Source organism: Arthrobacter sp. LT660 (assembly GCF_056172845.1).
In genome coordinates, this window is sequence record NZ_CM149651.1 from 1839624 (window position 1) to 1859495 (window position 19872).

The 19872-nt window shown below is 70.2% G+C and carries 20 protein-coding genes; 6 read left to right on the plus strand and 14 right to left on the minus strand.

Annotation, left to right across the window (positions count from 1 at the left end; genetic code table 11):
• Window positions 1-10: 10 nt before the first annotated feature.
• The 7 genes from AC0QSG_RS08525 to ssd all read right to left on the minus strand — a co-directional run bounded on the left by AC0QSG_RS08525 (window position 11) and on the right by ssd (window position 5140).
• The gene (locus AC0QSG_RS08525; RefSeq protein WP_475375056.1) at window positions 11-475 is read right to left on the minus strand and encodes an Rv3654c family TadE-like protein; all 465 of its coding nucleotides are present in this window, start codon (window positions 473-475) and stop codon (window positions 11-13) included.
• Entirely contained in the window at window positions 462-863 is a 402-nt protein-coding gene (locus AC0QSG_RS08530; protein ID WP_475375057.1) for a TadE family type IV pilus minor pilin, read from the minus strand. The genes AC0QSG_RS08525 and AC0QSG_RS08530 overlap by 14 nt, the downstream gene beginning before the upstream one ends.
• Window positions 864-874: 11 nt before the next feature.
• Entirely contained in the window at window positions 875-1069 is a 195-nt protein-coding gene (locus AC0QSG_RS08535) for a DUF4244 domain-containing protein (protein WP_435727239.1), read from the minus strand.
• Window positions 1070-1210: 141 nt separating this feature from the next.
• Window positions 1211-1810: a type II secretion system F family protein gene (locus tag AC0QSG_RS08540; protein ID WP_475377295.1), complete on the minus strand. Its 600-nt coding sequence runs from the start codon at window positions 1808-1810 to the stop codon at window positions 1211-1213.
• A complete protein-coding gene (locus tag AC0QSG_RS08545) occupies window positions 1810-2130 on the minus strand; it encodes a type II secretion system F family protein (protein ID WP_475375058.1) in 321 nt (106 codons plus the stop codon). The genes AC0QSG_RS08540 and AC0QSG_RS08545 overlap by 1 nt, the downstream gene beginning before the upstream one ends.
• A 488-nt stretch (window positions 2131-2618) precedes the next feature.
• A complete protein-coding gene (locus AC0QSG_RS08550) occupies window positions 2619-3878 on the minus strand; it encodes a TadA family conjugal transfer-associated ATPase (protein ID WP_475375059.1) in 1260 nt (419 codons plus the stop codon).
• On the minus strand, window positions 3875-5140 hold the full coding sequence (gene ssd / locus AC0QSG_RS08555) for a septum site-determining protein Ssd (protein WP_475375060.1): 1266 nt from the start codon (window positions 5138-5140) through the stop codon (window positions 3875-3877). The genes AC0QSG_RS08550 and ssd overlap by 4 nt, the downstream gene beginning before the upstream one ends.
• Window positions 5141-5277: 137 nt before the next feature.
• Here ssd and AC0QSG_RS08560 point away from each other — a divergent pair, with 137 nt between their 5' ends.
• Both AC0QSG_RS08560 and AC0QSG_RS08565 read left to right on the plus strand, forming a co-directional pair.
• A complete protein-coding gene (locus AC0QSG_RS08560) occupies window positions 5278-6990 on the plus strand; it encodes a bifunctional 3'-5' exonuclease/DNA polymerase (protein WP_475375061.1) in 1713 nt (570 codons plus the stop codon).
• Window positions 6991-7097: 107 nt separating this feature from the next.
• On the plus strand, window positions 7098-8630 hold the full coding sequence (locus AC0QSG_RS08565; protein WP_475375062.1) for a WXG100-like domain-containing protein: 1533 nt from the start codon (window positions 7098-7100) through the stop codon (window positions 8628-8630).
• Here AC0QSG_RS08565 and AC0QSG_RS08570 read toward each other — a convergent pair.
• Genes AC0QSG_RS08570 through AC0QSG_RS08580 form a run of 3 tightly spaced genes read right to left on the minus strand, consistent with a single transcriptional unit; the run spans window position 8610 to window position 11060 of the window.
• Window positions 8610-9311, minus strand: coding sequence for an NUDIX hydrolase (locus AC0QSG_RS08570; RefSeq protein ID WP_475375063.1), 702 nt, complete (start codon window positions 9309-9311; stop codon window positions 8610-8612). The two genes, AC0QSG_RS08565 and AC0QSG_RS08570, sit on opposite strands and share 21 nt — an antisense overlap.
• Entirely contained in the window at window positions 9308-10135 is an 828-nt protein-coding gene (gene nth, locus AC0QSG_RS08575) for an endonuclease III (RefSeq protein WP_475375064.1), read from the minus strand. The genes AC0QSG_RS08570 and nth overlap by 4 nt, the downstream gene beginning before the upstream one ends.
• Window positions 10086-11060, minus strand: coding sequence for a hypothetical protein (locus AC0QSG_RS08580; protein ID WP_475375065.1), 975 nt, complete (start codon window positions 11058-11060; stop codon window positions 10086-10088). Before AC0QSG_RS08580 ends, nth begins: the two co-directional genes overlap by 50 nt.
• Window positions 11061-11303: 243 nt before the next feature.
• On the opposite strand from AC0QSG_RS08580, the gene acs reads away from it, so the two are divergent.
• Both acs and aroQ read left to right on the plus strand, forming a co-directional pair.
• Window positions 11304-13289 carry an acetate--CoA ligase gene (gene acs / locus AC0QSG_RS08585; protein ID WP_475375066.1) on the plus strand — a complete coding sequence of 662 codons (1986 nt, stop codon included), beginning with the start codon at window positions 11304-11306 and terminating at the stop codon, window positions 13287-13289.
• 64 nt (window positions 13290-13353) lie between these two features.
• Window positions 13354-13806: a type II 3-dehydroquinate dehydratase gene (gene aroQ, locus AC0QSG_RS08590; protein WP_475375067.1), complete on the plus strand. Its 453-nt coding sequence runs from the start codon at window positions 13354-13356 to the stop codon at window positions 13804-13806.
• Here aroQ and AC0QSG_RS08595 read toward each other — a convergent pair.
• Window positions 13796-14962 carry a MarP family serine protease gene (locus AC0QSG_RS08595; RefSeq protein WP_475375068.1) on the minus strand — a complete coding sequence of 389 codons (1167 nt, stop codon included), beginning with the start codon at window positions 14960-14962 and terminating at the stop codon, window positions 13796-13798. The genes aroQ and AC0QSG_RS08595 overlap by 11 nt on opposite strands.
• A 229-nt stretch (window positions 14963-15191) precedes the next feature.
• Between AC0QSG_RS08595 and AC0QSG_RS08600 the strand changes: the two genes are divergently transcribed.
• Window positions 15192-15869 (plus strand): Crp/Fnr family transcriptional regulator, encoded by a 678-nt coding sequence (locus tag AC0QSG_RS08600; RefSeq protein ID WP_435727250.1) that lies wholly within the window; start codon window positions 15192-15194, stop codon window positions 15867-15869.
• A gap of 22 nt (window positions 15870-15891) precedes the next feature.
• Here the strand turns inward: AC0QSG_RS08600 and AC0QSG_RS08605 are convergent, their stop codons facing one another.
• The 3 genes from AC0QSG_RS08605 to AC0QSG_RS08615 are packed head-to-tail and all read right to left on the minus strand — an operon-like array spanning window position 15892 to window position 17473.
• Complete coding sequence (locus AC0QSG_RS08605; protein ID WP_475375069.1) at window positions 15892-16836, minus strand: NUDIX hydrolase; 945 nt, start codon at window positions 16834-16836, stop codon at window positions 15892-15894.
• Window positions 16820-17296: a RidA family protein gene (locus AC0QSG_RS08610; RefSeq protein WP_435727252.1), complete on the minus strand. Its 477-nt coding sequence runs from the start codon at window positions 17294-17296 to the stop codon at window positions 16820-16822. The genes AC0QSG_RS08605 and AC0QSG_RS08610 overlap by 17 nt, the downstream gene beginning before the upstream one ends.
• Window positions 17297-17317: 21 nt before the next feature.
• Window positions 17318-17473: a hypothetical protein gene (locus tag AC0QSG_RS08615; RefSeq protein WP_475375070.1), complete on the minus strand. Its 156-nt coding sequence runs from the start codon at window positions 17471-17473 to the stop codon at window positions 17318-17320.
• A gap of 37 nt (window positions 17474-17510) precedes the next feature.
• Between AC0QSG_RS08615 and AC0QSG_RS08620 the strand changes: the two genes are divergently transcribed.
• A complete protein-coding gene (locus tag AC0QSG_RS08620) occupies window positions 17511-19871 on the plus strand; it encodes a transglycosylase domain-containing protein (RefSeq protein ID WP_475375071.1) in 2361 nt (786 codons plus the stop codon).
• The last annotated feature ends 1 nt before the right edge of the window (window position 19872 follow it).

The window sequence follows — 19872 nt, forward strand, 5'->3', positions numbered from 1 at the left end:
GCAACCCGCATTAGCTGGCGGGAGGACGCCAGGGCTGCGGTGGCGGGCCGGCCCGCGACCTCCCCTCTGCGCGCACACCCAGCCGCTCCATCCATCCCCAGCCGGCTGCCGGTTCGACCCGCGTGCGGATGTCGACGATGTCGCCCGTCGGCCCCGTGCGCTGGCACAGGATCAGAAGCGCCCCGTTCCGCGCCGCCGTCTGCGCGGCGACGGCGCAAGGATCGCCCGTGGTGAGTCCGCGGGCGGCGTCGGCCGCAGCGAGCGCGGCCAGGTCCGACGCCGTCGCGGCCCGACCCGCCGCCGCGGCAGCCTGGGTGACAGCCAAGATCGCGACGAGTCCGAGGCAGAGCGCGGCCACCAGAGCGAGCACCAGGGCGGTGCCCGCGCCCCTCTCGCCAGGGCCGTCCGCGCTGTCCGCCGCGTCCGTCCGGGCATCCGGGCGGACGGGTCCCTCGGGCGCGCTACGGCAGCACATGCCCCGCACCCTGTCCTCCCTCGACGTCCCCGCCCGTTTCGGCTCGGGCTTCCGCCTCGGCGGTCAGAACGAGGAGTCCCGAGACTCCGCCTCCACCGAGCACGGGCAGCCACGAATCCGCGGACACCCGAACCCTGCGGAACTCGGTGTCACTGCCGACGGTGACGGCCGCACCGTCTCCGGCCAGCCGTCTGGCAGTCCGGACGGCGGTCGCGTCGCTTTCGCCTCGTGCCAATTCACGCGCAGCGGCGCGGGCCGCCTGTTCGATGCGCACCTGCGTGGCGCCGGCGGCTCCGACGCCCAGCGAAAGCACCAACAGGCCGGCGACCGCGGGCAGCAGCACGGCGACCTCCGCCGTGCTGCTCCCGCGTTGCCTCCGGTGGTCCACCGGGCCGGCACCTAGTACGACAGTGCCTGGCGGACCAGGCCCATCAGGAGTTCGCGGACGTCGCCGCTGCTCAGAATGGTGACAAGCAGGCCGGCGAACCCGACCGCCGCCAATGTGACGATGGCGAACTCGGCCGTGGCAATACCTTCCTCATTCGCCTCGGCGGCATGCGGCCGCTGGTCGTGTTCCTGGCTGATGTGCTCCATGTGCGTGCTCCTCGTCGTTCGTCACGGTCCCGCACCGGGACCTTCCTCCAGCATCCGCGGGCGTGCGCCGGCATTTCGGTCCATCCGCCAAATTCTGGATGAGCAGGGAGGTCGCGGGCATGTTGGGGGAAAGTCGGTTCGCTACCCGAGGTCCGGGAGCAGGGAAATGACCACCGGAACGATGCCCAGGCAGATAAAGGCCGGAAGCGCGCACACACCCAGCGGCAGAACGAGTCGAACGCCGAGCTCGGCAGCGCGACGTTCCGCTTCGCGGATGTCGGAGCGGCGTCGCTGATCGGCGGCGGCGCTCAAAAGCGCCGCGGTGGCCGCGCCCGTCAGGTGCGAGAACGCGAGCGCGTCCCCCAACGACGCCAGCGGCTCCGGTACCTGTGCCCATGCCCTTCCCCACGGCAAGGACAGGTCCAGCGAGCGCACGACAATGTGGAGGGCTCCACAGCCCGGCACCTCGCGGGCGAGCACCGCCAGCACGCCGGTGACGGGCAGCCCCGCCTGGAGCAGCATGGCGCTCAAATCCAGGACGAGGGCTGTGTCGTCCTCCGCCAAAACCTCTTCGCCCGGGGCGCTCTGCCGGCCTCCGCGAACGCCAGTCCTCGATGGACCGCCGACTCCGCCGGCGAGAGGATGGGCCGGCGCCTCATTTCTTTGGCGACGCCGAGCAATCCCGTTGGCCAGCACCAGCCACACCGCGAGCGCGGCGGTGAGCGACGCGACCAAGACCATCACCTGCGGACCCCGGAGACCGCTGCGCCCGCGACCAGGCGCCGGCCCCAGGCGCGGTTTGCCCACCACAGTGCCATGCCCGCGACCAGACAGAGACGACCGGCCGGATGCAGCGTGAGAACCGCCAACGGTTCCGCGCCGACCAGCTGTGCGAGTCCCAATCCGAACACCGGCAGCCAGGCCAGCATGCGCTGCGTCGCGCGCGGTCCGGCCAGGGCCGATTCCAGTGCCAAACGCCGGTCCTCGCTCGATTCGAGTTGGCCCGCAAGACGCTCGAGCAGGTCCGAAAGCGCGGCCCCCGTCGTCTCCGAGAGGCGCACGCACCAAAGCAGTCGAACCCAGATGCGCGAGTGTCCCCCTGGTTGCGCCCGGACGTGCCGTTCTATTCCGGAGGACGGGGCCAAACCCATCTCATGGGCGCTGCGTGCCGCGCGGCAGGCGGCGAGTATGTCCCCGGCCGGACCGGCCTCCGCCGCTGGTCGCGGATCCGGGTACAGTCCACCCCACGTCTCCCCGAGGAGCGCCCATGCTTCGGCGGGCGTGCGGCCGGAACGCAGTAAGGACGCCAACTGGCGCAGAGCACGAACATGCTGGTCGGCCGGCATCGCCGGCGTTCGCCAACGACCGCGACCGTCGACGACCGCGCGGACAACCCTCCGCCAACGCGCCGTTTCCCCGTCTCCCCCGGTGCGGTGAACGTGCGTGTGCCCGGTGCCCACTCCGCGCGCTCGCGGCCCTCCCTCGAAACGCCGCGTCGCGGTTGGCAACGCGCACCAGACGCCCACGCCGGACAGCAGCGCGGCCACGATCACCACTTCCACGGAACGGACCTCGCGATCAGTTCGTCGCGGAGCCAGGGCGCAGCCGGACCGTAGCGGATGCCGCAGGCGTCGTCCGCCTCCGCCACCACTTCGGTGTCCAGGGACGGCCCCGGCGCCGGCTTGATGCGGCTCAGGCGGACCGGTCCCCGCTGCCCGTCGGTGCGGGCCACGTGCACCACCAGGTCCAGCGCGCTTGATGCCTGCACCGCCACCGCCTCGGCGCTCATGCCGGCGAGCGCTCCCATGGCCGCGAGCCGCGCCGGAACCGCTGCCGTGGAGCTGGCATGGATGGTTCCGCCCGCCCCGTCGTGACCCGTGTTCATGGCGGCAAGAAAGTCGCGGATCTCCGAGCCCCGGCACTCGCCAACGACCAATCGGTCCGGCCGCATGCGCAGGGCGTGGCGCACCAGGTCCCCCATGCCGACTTCGCCCGCTCCCTCGATGTTCCCCGCCCGACATTGCAGACCCACCACATGCGGATGGGCCGGTGCGAGCTCCTGCGAATCCTCAACGATCAACAGGCGCTCGGCCGGATCGGCCTCCGCGAGCATGGCACCGAGCAGTGTGGTCTTGCCGGACCCGGTGCCGCCGCTGACCAGGAAGTTGAGCCGCGCGGCGACGATCGCGCGCAGCACGGGGATCCAAGCGTCCGCCCGCGTCCCCGACATCAGCGCGTCCAGCCGCGGCGAAACGGAACTGCGGATGCGCACGGACAACAGCGGTCCTCCGGTGGACACGGGGGGCAGTACCGCATGGATCCTGTACCGCCCCACCACGACGTCGGCAAAAGGCTGGGCATCGTCCAGTCGCCGGCCCCCGGCTGCGGCCAGACGCACCGCCAGCCGCCGGACATCGTCCGCCTCGGCGAAGCGCATGCCCGTCGCAGCCAGGCCGTTGGTGCCGTCGGACCAGACGAGTCCTTGGGCATCGACCAGGACGTCGGTGGTCCCATCCTCGTCGGCGGCCTCCTGAAGCGGCCCGAGTCCACGGAGGTCCTCCTGCAGGAGCTGGATGACCCTCGCCGCGCTACCGCTGCCGACAACCAGCCCGGAGGCCCGGACCGCCCCGGCCAAGTCGGCGCCGGAGAGCTCGCCCGGTGCCCGCAGTGCACGGTTCCTGACTTCCTCCAAGACGCGTGCGTCTACGGCTTCCGTGGCGGCGTGCGGCCCCGCGGACCAACTCCGGCGGCCATGCCGGCGCGGCCCGCCGGCGGGTTTCGGCGAGTCGGCGGATCCGTCGGGGATCACGCCGCCAGTCCCCTTCGCGGCGCGACCGCCGATGCACGGCATGCGGCCACCAGCGGCCGGAGCATGGCGCGCACATTCCGTCGTCCGAGGCACGACAACAACCGGCCGTCCGCGGCTGCGTTGCGGATCGCCCTCAGGTCGGGAAGGAAACCCGCCGCTTCGAGTCCGGACGCCGAGGCAATGCGCGCCGCGTCGGCCCCCGCCGGGAGCCTACCCGTGACGACCGCCTGCCACCGCAGCGCGTCGACGGCCGGGTCGGGGAACCAACCCGGGGACGCGACCGAGCGGCTCGGCACCACGGCAAGCGCGAGGTCGGCCACGGCCACGAGGGAGGCGTCCAGGCCGGCCACGCGTCCGGCGTCGACCACCACCGCGTCGAAGATTCGCCGCGAGGCGGCCACCACCTCCCCCAGCACGCGGCCGGGAAGCTCACCGCTGGGGCTGCGGTCGGCCCAGGTCAGCACCGCCATGCCCTGGACAACGGGGAGGATCTCGGCCAACTGTGAAGGGGCCACCTGGCCGCGCGACAGCGCGAGGTCCTCCCACCCCACCGTGCCCGACGCAGCGGGCCGGAGCATGGGCCACAGACCGGGGCTGTGTGGATCGGCGTCGATGAGCAGCGTGCGCTGTCCCTCGAGCGTGGCGGCGGCCGCGGTCAGCGCCGCGACTGTGGTCGTGCCCGCCCCGCCGGCCGTTCCGGCCACCAGCAACACGCGACCGGGACCCCGACGTAGGCCAAGTTCGCCCAGGAACTCACCCAGCCACGCCGCTGCCCTCGGCAGGACGGCCACGCGTGCCCCGGGCCGGCGCGCCGCCGCTTTCCACAAACCGTCCTCAGATTCCGCATAACCCACCATGATGACGGTCCCGGCCCCTCGCTGAGCCGTCTCAGCGTCCGCGGCATCCGGACCCAGAAGGATGACGCCCCCGGGATCCGGCCGGCCCAAGGAAGGAGCGCGCGCGACGTGCAGGATTGCGCCGGCCGCCGCGGCGACGAGTGCCACATGGTCCGCCAGTGCCTCGTCACGGGTCACGAGCAGGCAGTCCCCGGCTGTCCGCGTGCCCGAACCGGAGGTGTCCGAGGGGGGCTGATCCGCGCTGCCGGCATCGGGTTCGGGAAACGGACCAACGGTTGCGCCGTGTCCGGTTCCGTGTCTGGATCCGGCCCCAGGGCCCGGGCCCGTCGTCGACGCCGATGCGCCGGCCTGCGCTCCGCCTCCGCGCGGGTGCGGATTGGCCACGAATCTCATCGGTTCCCTCATGGATCCAGCCTCGCCCGGTTTGCCTGGCCCGGAAGTTCGTCTTCGCGCGTTGTGGATAACGCGCGTCCGGCAGGGTTCCTCCGTGTTCCTGTGGAGGCCGGGTCGGGGTCCCGTGGCGATGCTGACAGAATGGGCCGGTGCCCCGATACGCCCTCCTGGCGACCCATTCCACCGGCCAGCCCGGCCCCGAGGCCGGTGCGGCCACCGCCGTCGTGCAATTCGTCGACGCTCAGGCGGAGCCGGAAGGGCCCGCCATATTGGTTTTCCGCGGCCAGCTCCCGGCGGTCGTGGCCGACATCGAGGCACGTGGCGTGCGCTGGGTCTGGGAAAGCACCGTGGACTGGTACCCGCGGCTGCTCGCCGCGGGCAGCCGCGTGGAACGGGCCCACGACCTGACGCTTTGCCGCAACATCATCAGGCACTCCACCTCGACACTGGACACCGGCTATGTTCGCGCCTTGCGCCGGGAAGCGGCCCCCGCCACGGGCGCCGAGCCGCCGCAGGCCCTCCTGCCGCCCCGTCCGCCGGAAAACCAGGGCACGCTGTTCGAGGAGCCCAAAGCGGCCGGCGGGTCCGCAGAGACTCTCGCCCAAGAATTCGCGGACCAGCTGGCCGCGGTGCCGCGGAGTCTCCGGGGACGCCGGCTCCAACTGTTGCTTGCCGCGGAGTCCGCAGGCGCGCTGGCCGCGTCCGAGATGCAGCACCACGGCATCCCGTGGAGGCGCGACATCCACGAGGCTCTCCTGCTGGAGGCGCTGGGACCCCGGACCGCGCCCGGCATCCGGCCCGCGCGGCTCGAGGATGCTGCCCGCGAACTCAGGACCTCGCTCAACGCGCCGGCGCTGAATCCCGATTCGTCCCAGGAGCTGCTCCGCGCACTGCATCGGGCCGGAATCAATACCAAGAGCACCAGCCAGTGGGAGCTTCAGGAGTTCAGCCATCCCGCGCTCGGTCCGCTGGCGCGGTACAAGAAGCTGTCGCGGCTGCTCACGGCGAACGGATGGACGTGGCTGGACGCGTGGGTCGCCGGCGGCCGGTTCCGGCCCGAGTACGTCGTCGGCGGCGGCGTGACCGGCCGCTGGTCATCGCGTGGCGGCGGTGCGATGCAGATACCGCACACCGTCCGCGACGCGGCCCGCGCGGACCCCGGCCACCGGTTGGTGGTGGCCGACGCCGCGCAGCTGGAACCGCGTATCCTGGCGGTCCTCGCCAACGACGACGCGCTCGCGGACGCGGCCCGCGGCCGGGACCTCTACCAGGGGATTGCCGACCTCGGGTTCGGCGGGGACCGGGCCAGCGCAAAAGTCGCCATGCTGGGTGCGATGTACGGTGCCACGACCGGAGAGGCCGGACGTCTGATGCCGCAGCTCACGCGCACGTTCCCCAAGGCGGTGGGGGTGGTCGAACACGCCGCCCGGGTGGGCGAGGCTGGAGGGACGGTCTGTACGTTTCTGGGCCGATGTTCCCCGCCGGCGTCCGAGGCGTGGCTGGCCGCCCAACGGACGTCCGACGCCGAAGAGCAGCGGCGTGCCGACCAAATGGCACGCACCCGCGGACGCTTCACCCGCAACTTCGTGGTCCAGGGCACCGCCGCGGAATGGGCCCTGTGCTGGCTGGGCGAGCTGCGCCGCCGCCTCCATGCCGAGCGCCTGTCGGGGAGGGACACCGGCGGGCTGGCCTTCTTCCTGCACGACGAAGTGGTTCTGCATGTTCCGACCGGTCGCGCCGAGGCCGCGGCCGGAATCGCCCAGGACGCCGCCACGGCCGCCGCGGAGTTGATGTTCGGCCGAACGCCCGTGGAGTTCCCGGTGGGCGTGGCCGTCGTCGAGTCCTACGCGAACGCCAAGTAGTGTCCCGCGCCGGGTTATCCACAATCCCGACGACCGGGGCGGCCGCTCCCCACCGATGCGCCTAGGCTCGGTTCCGGGCCCACGGCGGGCGCGGTGGGGAGGAAGCATTGGCACAACTGGCGATCCATCCGGCGGCCTTGTACGACGCCGGCAATACGACGGCGCGGCTGGTCGGCGAGCTCGACGCCGCGGCGTCGGCGTCCCTCGGCGGGCTTGGGGGCACCCTCGGCATGGCGGGTGCCGACGAGACCGGCCGCGACTTTGCGACTTCCTACGACGACGCCGCGGCCGCGGTGTTCGCCGGTCTGGACCGCGCGACGGCAACCCTCGCGGGACTGGCCGAGGCCCAATTCCTCTGCGCGGCGGTGTACTCCGCGGTCGAGGCCGCCAACGCCGGCGTCGAACCGGTCCCCCGGTCAGTGCCCGCCGTGGGGCGCCCCGGACCCCGACCCTCCCCGCCACCTCGTGCCGCCGGGGCGCCGGTGATCGGCGAAGCCGTACTGCACCAGTGGGTGCTGGACATGTGCGGCGTCGTGTGGCCCGGCGCCTCACCGGTCTTGCTGCGGGCCGCGGCCGATGTCTGGGAACAGGCGGGCGGCCGGCTTCGGTCGCTGGCCTCCTCACACCCGCCCGGCGCCATCCGGCAGCTGTCCGGTTGCGCATCCGCCGATACGAGATTGATCGCCGATGCCCTGCGGCTCGGGGCCGAGGACATCCATACGCTCGCCGACGTCTGCCAGGCTCTCGGGGAGTCGTGCGCGGAATTCGCCGGGCACGTGGACGCGGCGCATCAGGAGGTCAGAAACGAAGTGCTGCAGGTGGCCGTCGAGAGCGCCGCCGTCTCGGGCGTATCCGCCCTCGCCGCACCACTGACCGTCGGCGTTTCGGTCGGCGTGGGCGCCGTGGTGTCGGCCGCGCGCCTCACATTCGTCGCCGCCCGGCTCGGAGCCATAGTGCAGCGTTTGGCGCGGCTCGGCGCAGCGGCGTCCGGGCGTCTGCGGCCGTTGGCCGCGCAATGCCGGTCTCTCGGCCGTCCGGCCACCCGGTCGGTCCGTGCCGTGGTTGGCGGCACGGCAACGCGCGTGCGCCATGCCCCGGCGGCACGGCAACTTGATGCCGCCGCGCGCGGGGTGGGTCGACTGTCGGACACACGGACGGCGAAGGCCCTCGCCTTCACCCGGGACCTCGCCAGCGGGGGACTTCCGGCCACGGTTGCCGGGCAGCTGGCGGGGCGTGTCGGCGTCGGCGCGGCGGCGCTGGCCGGACGGGGCATGGCGACGGGCAGGCAGTCGGCGTCCGCTCGGGCGGCGTGGGCGCGCTTGGCGACGTCCCCGGAAGTCAGGTTCGCTGCCCGGCGCGGGAGCCTGATGGCGCCGGCAGCGGCCAGGGCGGCCACAGCGCTCGTCGGCGTCAAGGGGGCCGCGGACGGAGCCGCCGCGGCCGTCGACGCCCTGATCTCCGGCCGCCGTTATGCCGACGGGGTCAAGGATCGCCGCGCCGCGGTGAACGACCGGATGGCCACGAAGCTGGACGCCGCCCGGGGCGCAGCGGAGGCGACGGGCGCCACGCCCCGCCTCGGTGGGCCGGGGGGCGCGCCTGCCGCCGGGAAACGCAGGATTTCAGATGCGGGGAGGCGCTAGTTCCACGTTCTCGTCCCACGGTTGCGTCCAGCCGAGTTCGTCGAACAGCCGGGACAGCACGACGCCGGTGAACCCCCAGATCAGTTCGCCGTCCACGACGAACGCCGGCGACGAATGGCGCCGGCCGTCCCTCCTCAACACCACGGTCCCCCGCTTCCCCGGGTCGAGGAGGTCCGCGACGGGCACACGGAACACCTTGGCCGACTCGCCGGGATCGACCACGAATACCTCGGACGGCCTGGCCCACCAGCCGACAACGGGCGTCACCAGGAAATTGGTGACGGGCAGCTCGGCATCGGGCAGGACCCCCAGAACCTCCACGCCCCCCGGATCAAGGCCCGTCTCCTCCTCGGCCTCACGGAGCGCCGCCGCGATCCGCGAGGCGTCGGTATCGTCCACGGCGCCGCCGGGGAAGGCAATCTGGCCGGGGTGCTGGCGCAGGGTGTCGGCCCGCTGGACGAACAACACGTCGAGATCGGCGGGGACGGCCGTCGATCCGTGCCGGGCCGGCACGTCATCGAGCCGCCCGAACAGGATCAGCACGGCGGCCCGCCGAGCCTCGGCGACGTCCATCTCGCGGAATATCCAGGAGTCCGGCATCGCGGTGGTCCCTTTGGCACCGGTATCCAGGGCCTGTCGGCGCCGTGCGACCACCGCTTCGAGCTCCGCGCGGGCGCTCACGCGTCCAGCCCGTGGCCCAGCGCGCGCAACTCCCGGCGCGTCTTGCCGGCACTCATCAACTCGAGTAACTCGGTGCGGGCCGGCGACAGCTCGTATTTCAGCAATTTCGCGGCTGCGACGGGATCCGTTTCACCCTCGCCGTAGGAGGGGCAAAGGTTGGCGACGGGGCAGGCCCCACAGGCGGGTTTGCGCGCATGGCACACGCGGCGTCCGTGGAAGACCACCCGGTGGGACAGCATGGTCCAGTCCTTCGGTTCGAACAAGGCCCCGACGGCGTGCTCGACCTTCACGGGATCGGTCTCCCGGGTCCATTCGAAGCGCCTGGCCAATCGGCCGAAGTGCGTGTCCACGGTGATCCCCGGAACACCGAAGGCGTTGCCAAGCACCACGTTCGCGGTCTTCCGGCCCACGCCCGCCAGCGTGACCAGGTCCTCGAGGCGTCCCGGGACGACGCCGTCGTACTCGTCCACGACCCGGCGGGCGAGCGCCAGGAGGTTCTCGGACTTGGCCCGGAAGAATCCCGTCGGCCGGATGAGGTCCTGGAGCTCCGCCGAATCAGCCTCCGCCAGTGCGCGGGCATCCGGATAGCGGCCGAAGAGCTCCGGCGTCGTGGCGTTGACGCGGACGTCCGTGGTCTGTGCCGAGAGGACGGTCGCCACGAGAAGTTCGAAGGCGTTGTCGAAGTCCAGCTCGGGAACGGCGTACGGATAGGCGTCCGCCAGAAGACGGTTGATCCGCCGTGCCCGCCGTTTGAGCGCGAGGGTGGATTCCGCGCTAGGCACGTTCGACGTTCGCGAGATCCCGCAGCACGCCGATCCTGCCATCGGTGTCTTGGATCAGATACTCGTGGCCGCGGTCTTCCAGGGCCAGGATCCACGACCCGGGTTCGGCCGTGAAGACCGTTCTGCCGGTGTCCTCGTCGACGACCTCCCGCGGCCGCGGGACGGCGAACCAGAACGCCTGGTAGGAGTGTTCCTCGTCCGCACCACGGCTGGCCTCGAACGGCTCGTCGTCGTCAGGGGAAGCGGCCGCGTCGGGTGCGGACGCGAGCGCCGCGTCGTCGGGGGACGCCGCCACCTCCTCGCGGCGCGGTTGGGCCGACGCCGGAACCGCCTCGTGCTGGCCGGTGGCCGCGGACGGCCCGACGGGCTCGGTCGCGGTGCCCACGGTGGAGTCGACCGCGGGCGGCCAGGTGGCGGCTGCCGCCTTCGGATCGGATGCACCTGTCGCCGGCGCATCCGCGCGGCCCGCCCGGGGTGTCGCCGGGCTCGCCGCGCGGACCGGGCGCGTCAGCAGTGGTCCGTCGCCCGGCTCGAAGTCGGCTGCGAACCCGGGAATCACCGGCGCCGTCGTCGTTCCGGCCAGAAGCGCCAAGGCCCCGACCAGGCCGAGCAGGAATCCCGCGTTCATCGACATCACGGTGCCGAGAAAAAAGTAGACGACCGTCAATACGGCCACGACTGAGCCGAGCTGGTCCAGCGTCAGCGATCCCACCACCACGCGCCGGCGTCCACTCAGACGCCTCCAAGCGAACGCGCCGGCGATCAGCATCGGCAGGGCCAGGGAGAGGAATTGATTGAAGACCATGGAGCTGAATAGCCACAGGTTCACGAAAGTGCCCGCCACCTGGAAGGGCAGGACGGACCCGAGCAACAGCAGGACGCCGCCGGCCATTACCACCACCTCGCGCAGCGTGAACGGCCCGGCGAGCGCAGTGGCGGACGCGTGGTCCTGGTCGGTTTGGTACACGATGGTGACTCCTTCTCCCGCCTCGCGGCGGTCCACATAAGGGCTTCTCGCCCCAGCTTAACGGCGCGGGCGCGCCCCGGCACCACCGCCGCCGCCCGTGGCGTCCGCCCGAGGGGCCCCGTCCGACCGCTTACCGCAGAATCGGTGCGCTTCACTGCCGTGCCTGTGAGCGACGACACCACACGCCACGGGACGCCTGTAACCTGAATCACAGCACAAGATTCCGTTCCGAAAGGACCCCCCGTGTCTGAAACACATGCCTCAGCCCTGGACAACCTGCTGCACGAGGAACGCCGGTTCGCGCCCAGCGCCGACTTCGCAGGCAACGCGGTCGCCAGCGCGTCCCTCTATGAGCGTGCTGCAGCCGACCGGCTCGGCTATTGGGCGGACCGCGCCCGCGAAATGCTCACCTGGGACACCGAATTCACGGAGACCCTCGACTGGTCCGGCGCACCCGTGGCCAAGTGGTTCGTCGGCGGGACGGTCAACGCCGCGTACAACGCCCTGGACCGCCACGTCGAGGCCGGGAACGGCGACCGCGTGGCCATCCATTTCGAAGGCGCCATGGGAGACACCCGCAGCTACACATACGCGGAGCTGACGGACGAGGTGAAAAAGGCAGCCAACGCGTTCGAATCACTCGGCGTCTCCAAGGGAGACCGTGTGGCCGTCTACCTTCCGATGATTCCGGAGGCGGTCATCACGATGCTGGCCTGCGCCCGCATCGGCGCCGTCCACTCCGTGGTGTTCGGCGGGTTCTCCGCCGACGCCCTGCGCTCCCGCATCGACGACGCCGAGGCGAAGCTGGTCGTCACCGCCGACGGCACTTGGCGCCGCGGCAAGCCGAGCCCGCTGAAGCCGGCCGTGGACGAATCCCTCGCCGCGGACGGCCACAGCGTGGACAACGTCCTGGTGGTCAAGCGCAACGGCGAGGACGTCGCCTGGAACGACGGGCTGGACAAGTGGTGGGACGACGTCGTGGGGTCCGCCTCGAGAGAGCACACAGCGGTGGCCCACGATTCCGAGCACCCGCTCTTTGTCCTCTACACCTCGGGCACCACGGGCAAGCCCAAGGGCATCGTGCACACGACGGGCGGGTTCCTGACGCAGACGGCGGCCACCCACAAGGACACCTTCGACCTGCACCCCGAGACGGACGTCTACTGGTGCACGGCGGACATCGGCTGGGTCACCGGCCATTCGTACGTCGCCTACGCCCCCCTGGTCAACGGTTCCACCCAGGTCATCTTCGAGGGAACCCCGGACGCGCCGCACCGCGGCCGCTGGTGGGAGATCGTGGAGAAGTACGGCGTCACCATCCTCTACACGGCGCCCACCGCCATCCGCACCATGATGAAGTGGGGACGCGAGATACCGGACGGCTACGATCTCTCCTCGCTGCGGGTGCTCGGTTCCGTCGGGGAACCCATCAACCCCGAGGCATGGATGTGGTACCGCGACGTCATCGGCACCAACGGCGGGAAGAACGGCGAGCGCAAGGAACACCCCACCCCTATCGTGGACACGTGGTGGCAAACCGAAACCGGCGCACACATGATCGCCCCGTTGCCGGGCGTCACCGAGACGAAGCCGGGCTCCGCGCAGGTTGCCGTCCCCGGTATCACGGTGGACGTCGTCGACGAGGCCGGGGCGTCGGTCGGCAACGGCGAGGGCGGCTACCTGGTCATCCGCGACCCGTGGCCGTCGATGCTGCGCGGCATCTGGGGCGACATGGACCGCTACCGCGAGACGTACTGGTCGCGCTTCGAGAACATGTACTTCGCCGGCGACGGCGCCAAGAAGGACGAGGACGGCGACATCTGGCTCCTCGGCCGCGTCGACGATGTCATGAACGTCTCCGGGCACCGCCTCTCCACCACGGAGATCGAATCCGCGCTCGTGTCCCACCCGCTCGTGGCCGAGTCCGCCGTCGTCGGCGCCAAGGACGAGACGACCGGCGAGGCAATCGTCGCGTTCGTGATCCTGCGCGGAGAACCGGCCGATGGTCCCGACGTCGTGCAGATCCTGCGCGACCACGTCGCCAAGGAGATCGGCCCCATCGCCAAGCCGAAGGTGGTGCTCGTCGTCCCCGAGCTGCCGAAGACGCGCTCGGGCAAGATCATGCGCCGCCTGCTCAAGGACGTCGCCGAGGGACGCGACGTCGGAGACGCGTCAACGCTGGCCGACAACACCGTGATGGCCCAGATCGCCGAGTCGCTGCGCAAGTAGCGCGCATAACCCGCGGAGGGCCCCGGCACCATGGTGCGGGGCCCTCCCGGGGTTTAATGGGGGCATGACTGAAGCCAACGCCGCTCCCCGCAAACTCCTGGTCCTCAACGGGCCCAACCTCAACCTGCTCGGCACGCGCGAGCCGGAAGTCTACGGGCACCAGACGCTCGCCGACGTCGAGGAGCTGTGCCGGGCGGCAGCCTCGGACGCGGGGTTCGCGATCGACTTCCTGCAGTCCAACCACGAGGGCGTGCTCATCGACGCGCTCCACGCCGCGCGCGGGCAGGTCGCCGGCGTCGTGTTCAATCCGGGCGCGTTCACGCACACCTCGATCGCGCTCGCCGACGCGGTTTCCGGCGTCGAGCTGCCGGTCGTGGAGGTGCACATCTCCAACGTGCACAAGCGCGAGGCCTTCCGCCACCACTCCTACATTTCGCCGGTCGCCGCCGCCGTCATCGTGGGCGCGGGCACCAACGGCTACCGGCTGGCCATCGCCCACCTGGCAGCTAGCTGTTAGAGCACGCCCCGGTGGAAACCGTGTCGATGTAGCCGGCCGCGCCGTCGACCACGGGTTCGACCTCGGTCAGCGAGAGCGCGTAGCCCACGTCGAGGTCGCCCTTCGCCTTGGCGAAGACGACGCCGGACAGCCCGCCGTCCGCATCCAGCAGCGGACCGCCCGAGTTGCCCTGTTCGACGTCGGCGCCCAGCTGGTAGATCTCCAACGGCGAGGGATCGGCGCCGTAGATGTTGTGGACCATGACCTCGCGCAGCGACTGGACGGTGGCGCCCTGGCTGGTGAAGGGTCCACCGGCCGGATAGCCGAGGAACGCGCCGGTGTCGCCCATGGAGAGGTCCTCGCCGACCGGGATCGGGTTCAGTTCCAGGTCGTCCACCGCGAGCACCGCAAGGTCCGCGACGGAGTCGAAGTAGACGACCCGCGCCGGGAGCGCGCGGCCGTCGCGCGTGTTGACGACGGGCTCGCTGATGCCCGAGACGACGTGGGCGTTGGTCACGACCCGGTTGTCGGCCGCGGCGAAACCCGTGCCGGTTTGGTTGACACCGCAGGCGAACGCCGTGCCGGTGATCTTCACGACGGAATCGCCGGCCGTCTCCAGCGCCGCGGAATCGGGCGCCGCCTCCGGGGCGACGTCCCGGTCCGTCGGCGCGAACGGTTCGAGCAGTTCGGGGATGGTTTGTCCCATGACGGTGGAACGGGCCTGGGCCATGAGTGCGGCGACCGGATCCGGCGTCCACGTGCGGATGGTACGGATCACGCCGGACGAGGCGATTGCCTGGGACAGCACCGGCACGCCCATCGTGGCCGCGGAAAAGGCGATGGCGGAGACCACGAGCGCCGCGACGGCCGCGTTGGCGATGCCGCCCAGAAGGCGGTCGAAGGATCTGAGGACCTGGAAGTTGAGGCCGAGGCGGATGCGCGCGCCGATGGCGACGCCTATTCCCTGGCCCATCAACATGAGGACGACGGCGGTGGTGACGACCCAGAACAGCCGCCAGCCCGTCTCCGGGACCCAACCGGATACCAGCGGAATGGCGAAGAAGGTGGCCACTCCCCCGGCAAGCAGTCCCGCGATGCCGCCGAGCGTGACGAAGAACCCCTTGCGGAGGCCGGAGACGAAGAAGGTCACGAGGGACACCGCCAGGAGGATATCCAACCCACTGATCCCGTAAAACACGCTCAGACTCCAAACCCGCCGCGGCCGCGATTTCCCTCCGGCCGGTCACGTGCCGGCGCGGTCGCCACGGCTTCAGTCTATGCGGAAACGCCTTCCCCGCCCCGCCCCGATCGCACAAAACCCGCCGTTCACCGTGTGGAAGGTGTCACATGACCTCTGACTACGGCACAATAAGTAAAAGCGCCAACGACACTTGACAGGAGATTTCATGGACATCGAGGTACTTCGCCGGGCCCCACTTTTCACGACGTTGGGCGACGAGGTGTTCTCGGCACTGACCGAGGAACTGACCGAGGTCGACTTGTCCCGCGGGGCGTCCGTCTTCCGCGAGGGCGATCAAGGGGACCAGCTGTACTTCATCGTCTCCGGCAAGATCAAGCTGGGGCGCACCGCCCCGGACGGCCGCGAGAACCTCTTGGCCGTGCTCGGCCCGGGCGAGCTTTTCGGCGAGATGGCGCTGTTCGATCCGAGCCCGCGCAACGCCACGGCGACCGCCGTTTCAGAGACGCGGCTCGCCGGACTGCGCCACGAGAACCTGCGCAAGGTCATTCAGTCCAGCCCCGAGGTGTCCGTGCAGCTGCTGCAGGCGTTGGCGAGGCGCCTGCGCCGCACCAACGAATCCCTGGCCGACCTGGTGTTCTCCGACGTTCCCGGACGCGTGGCCAAGGCACTGCTGGACCTCGCCGACCGTTTCGGACGCCCGGCGACGGACGGCATCCTCGTGGCACACGAGCTCACGCAGGAGGAGCTGGCACAACTGGTCGGCGCGTCCCGTGAAACCGTGAACAAGGCGCTGGCCGAGTTCGTGCAGCGCGGGTGGCTGCGCCTTGAGGCGCGTGCCGTGGTGATCCTCGACATCCAGCGCCTTCGCCAGCGTTCCCGCTAGGCCGGAAACGGCCCCGCCGGCCCTACCGGCCGCGCGGGGTCGCCCCGCCCTCGGCGGCGGTGTCGACCGTGACGTCCAGGAACTTTCCGTCGTCGGCCTCGAGGAGCGTCGGGTGGTGGTATTTCAGTTCGCGCCGGTGGGACAGGTAGGCGACAGTGCCCCGGGTGGTGGCGATCTTCTCGAGGATGCATTCGACGGCGGGAGTCGTCAGCTCGCTCAGGGTGAGTCCGACGGTGTCCGGCTGGCCGACCCTGTCTCCGAGCGTCGTCGCGTCGCGACCCGCGAGCACCTCCGCCGCAGGCATCCACTCGGCCCACCGGCCCTTCCCTCGCAGGAGGCTGACCCGCTGGTTCACCGGGACCGCCGCGGCGAAATACCACGTGTCGAACCGTCGGTGCGCGAAGTCGGGACTCACCCAGTGGGACAGCGGACGCAACAGGTCGGTGCGGAGGCCGAGTCCGCGCTTGGCCAGCACGCTGGTGAAGGACTTGTCCTGCACCGCCACCGCCTCGCGCACGTCCATCCACTCCTGGGTGGAGCAGTTCTCGACGATGGAGAGCTCGTCCGCCCCGGCCAGCAGCAGGCCGGTTTCCTCGAAGAGTTCCCGCACCGCGCACATCAGGTGGCTGCGAACCAGCCGGTGGTCGAGGATGCCCAGGCGTCTGGCCCAGAAGCCCACGTCGGGTCCGAACCACTGCACCGCGTCCTCGTCGCCAGGCTCGACGCTTCCGCCGGGAAAGGCGACGGCTCCCAGCGGGGAACCCCCCGGCCGGTACCCGAGGTACGTCTCGGTGCCTCGGGGGCTGTCCCGCACCAGGACGACCGACGAGGCCCGTCGGGCGCTGCGCGGGGCGCGTTCGCCGTAGGCGACCCAGCTCTCGGCGGCGCCTAGCTGCCCCGGCGGCACCGGGAAGAGCCGACGGCGCTGTCCCGCCCCGGCGCGTCCGGCATCAGCTGAATTCGGCAACCAGTTCAACCTCGACAGGGGAATCCAACGGGAGAACGGCCACGCCGACGGCGGAGCGCGAGTGGACGCCGGCGTCGCCGAAGACCTTGCCCAGGAGCTCCGAGGCGCCATTGATGACGCCCGGCTGACCGGTGAAGGCGGGATCCGAGGCGACGAAACCCACGACCTTGACGATCCGGGTGACCCGATCGAGATCGCCGATGACGCTCTTGACGGCTGCCAGCGCATTGACGGCGCAGGTGGCCGCCAGCGCCGCGGCGTCCTCGGCAGCGACGCCCGCGCCGACCTTTCCGGTTGCTGGGAGTTCGCCGTTAATAAACGGCAGCTGTCCCGAGGTGTAGACGTGGTTGCCCGAGACGACGGCCGGGACGTATGCGGCCACCGGTGCGGCCACCGGCGGCAGGTCGATCCCGAGTTCCGCGAGGCGACGCTCGACTGCTGATGTTGGCTGGTTATCCACCGTATCTCCGGATCTGTGCGGCTAGGACTTGGGACGCTTGAGGTAGGCCACGGGCGAGTTGCCGTCGGGGCCGGAAATGACGGTGACAAGCTCCCAGCCGTCGTCGCCCCATTGGTCGAGAATCTGCTTCGTGGCGTGGATGATGAGCGGTAAGGTGGCGTACTCCCATTTGGTCATAACGGATAGGCTATCCGCTCCGGCTAAACTGGTGTGTATGGCAGGTCGAAAGTCACCCTTTTTTGATACAGCAACCACCCTGGGCAAGATCGTCGCGTTCTTCGGGGTGAGTGCCGTCTGTGGCGTCCTCGCCGCCGGGCTCTTGGTCCCCGCGGCCGCTTTTGCCGGCTCGAGCGCCACGGCAGGCATCGAGTTCTTCGAGGCGCTGCCGGCGGAGCTGAGGGAGGAGCCGCTGTCGGTGCCCTCCCGAATCCAGGCGAAGGACGGCTCGACCATCGCCTCGTTCTATGCCGAGAACCGCGTTCCCGTGACGCTGGACGATGTCTCGGAGAACATGCGCAACGCCATCGTCTCGATTGAGGACGAACGTTTCTTCCAACACAACGGTGTCGACATGCGGGGCATCACCCGCGCCGCCATGCACAACCTGACCAGTTCCACGCAGCAGGGCGCGTCGACGCTGACCCAGCAGTATGTGAACAACACCCTGATCAACGCCGACAGCCTCCGCGGGGTGGACAAGAGCGACCTGACCATCTCCGGTTCCAAGTCCATCGGCGACAAGCTGCGGGAAGCCAAACTCGCCATCGCCGTCGAGAAGGAGTTCAGCAAGGAGGAGATCCTCCAGGGCTACCTCAACATCGTGCTTTTCTCCGGAACCACCTACGGCGTGGAAGCCGCGGCGCAGCGCTTCTACTCGGTGCCGGCGTCCAAGCTCGATATCCAGCAGTCGGCGATGCTGGCCGGCATGGTCCAGTTGCCGAACGTGTTCAACCCCAGCACCAACCCCGAGGCCAGCACCAAACGCCGCAACGTGGTCCTTGGTGCGATGAAGAAGACCGGCGCCATTACCGACGCGGAGTACCAGGAAGCCGTCAAATCAGGCCTGAACCTCAAGGAAAAGCAGCTCAAGTCCGGCTGCATCTCGGCCAACAGCGCCGCGTACTTCTGCGACTACGTAACGCATCTGGTGCTTTCCGACCCGGCTTACGGCAAGACGCCTGAGGATCGCACGGCCTTGCTGTACCGCGGCGGCCTCACGATCAAGACCACCCTTGATCCGCGCCTCCAGAAGGAAGCCGAAAAGGAAACGTCCGCGGCCATTCCCGCCAAGGACGAGTCCAACCTCGGAACGTCCATTGTTTCCGTGCAACCCGGCACGGGACAGATCCTGGCCATGGCGCAGAACAAGACCTACGGCCCGCAGGACGGGACGCAATACACCGAATACAACTTCAACGTCGAGTCCGGCATGGGTGGCTCCGGCGGCTTCCAGGGCGGCTCGACCATGAAGCCGTACACCACCCTGGCCTGGCTCGAGTCGGGCAAGAACATGTGGGACAACGTCGACGCACGGCGCGATTCCTACCCGGACGACTACCGCTGGAAGGCCTCGTGCCTGCCCAAGGGATACACGCAGGCGGTGACGGAAGACGGCCAGTGGGAGGTCAACAACGCCTCCGACGGCTTCAAGCGCACCATGTCGGTCGACTACGGGCTGTACTGGTCCATCAACACGGCCACGGTCGCCCAGGCCGCGCAGCTGGACCTGTGCAAAATCGTCGACGCGACCGAGCGGCTGCGCCTGGTCGACGGCCGGACCGGCGAGACCCAGACGCCGACCCCCGCCTTCGTTCTCGGCACCACCAGCGTGACGCCGCTGGCCCAGGCGGCCGCGTTCGCGGCACTCGCCAACAAGGGCGAATGGTGCGCCCCCCGCGCCCTGACCTCGGTGTCCGACGCCGCCGGCAACAGCTACAAGGTTCCGGCCGAGGCCTGCTCGCAGGAGATCGACCCGCAGGTCGTGGCCAACCTCAACGGAACGCTGTCCAAGATCGCCGGTGAACGCATCGCCAAGGGAACCATGGACATGCCGATCGCCGGCAAGACCGGCACCAACAACGGGGCATCATCCACCTGGTTCGTCGGCTACAGCACCGGCGTCTCCACGGCCGCATGGGTGGGCCGCAACACCGGCAACAAGGCCATCTTCGGCGAACGCATCAACGGCGAGATCTACGACTACGCGGACTCCGCGACGTTCGCCTCCCCCATGTGGCTCGCCTACATGCAGGACGTTGCGCAGTACTACCCGGCTGAGGATTTCGGGACCCCGGATGCCCGCCCGTCCGCCCCGGAACCCGCGCCGGCGCCGGAAAACAACGACCAGAACAACGAGCAAAACGACATTCAGAACGACGACGCCGGCGACGCCGAGGAGGACAACGGGGAGGCTGCCGCCCCGGTCGAGACCTCCGCGCCGGCCGCGGCCACCGCACCGGCCGAGACCTCCGCACCGGCGGACGGCAATTCCGGACCGGGCAACGGCCGCGGCAACGGCAATGGCGGACAGGGATCGACGCCCGAACCGCCCCGCCAGGACGGCGAGGACGACTAGC